At 42.1% G+C, this 703-nt stretch carries 2 tRNA genes and 1 rRNA gene; all 3 read right to left on the minus strand.

The window, feature by feature from the left end:
* Window positions 1-101: ribosomal RNA gene (locus M3221_RS25490) — 16S ribosomal RNA — on the minus strand; the annotation flags it as partial.
* Window positions 102-489: 388 nt separating this feature from the next.
* Window positions 490-563, minus strand: a tRNA-Cys gene (locus tag M3221_RS25495).
* Between the two features lie 13 nt (window positions 564-576).
* Window positions 577-651 (minus strand) — tRNA-Gly (locus tag M3221_RS25500).
* Window positions 652-703 lie beyond the last annotated feature (52 nt).

Here is a 703-nt window from a genome sequence, read left to right on the forward strand (position 1 = left end):
CCGCTGACTTCCGGGAGCAAGCTCCCTTCTGTCCGCTCGACTTGCATGTATTAGGCACGCCGCCAGCGTTCGTCCTGAGCCAGGATCAAACTCTCCAAAAAAGTTTGACTTGCTCATTTGTTTCTATTAAAACACGGGGTGTTTTTAATAGAAGATAAAAATTTAAAACGTTGACGTTTATTTTGTTCAGTTTTCAAAGATCAATTCTCTTTTCCATCGTTTCCGACAGCTAAATAATCATACCATTTCCTTATCTGCAAGTCAACACTTTTAAATAAAAATGTTTTTCTATCAAATGAACGAAAGCTGCAAATAAGTTACTTCTTCACCGTATTCACCGGCGGATAAATAATGTATCACAGGCTTTCAAGCGAATCAACAGGAAATCGTCAAAAGATTATTTTACCAAACATGATTCGAATTACTTCCATGTCATACACATGTTGTATTCACTAAACTGAATGACGAAAGTAATCAAAGCGAATAATATGGAGGCGGCAACCGGAATCGAACCGGTGGTAAAGGTTTTGCAGACCTTGGCCTTACCGCTTGGCTATGCCGCCTTTATGAAAATGCTGGAGCGGAAGACGGGATTCGAACCCGCGACCCCCACCTTGGCAAGGTGATGTTCTACCACTGAACTACTTCCGCAAAATAATGGCTGGGCTAGAAGGATTCGAACCTTCGCGTGACGGAGTCAAAG

The sequence above is a fragment of the Domibacillus indicus genome (genome assembly GCF_023715895.1).
In the GTDB taxonomy this organism is placed as follows: Bacteria; Bacillota; Bacilli; order Bacillales; family Domibacillaceae; genus Domibacillus; species Domibacillus indicus_A.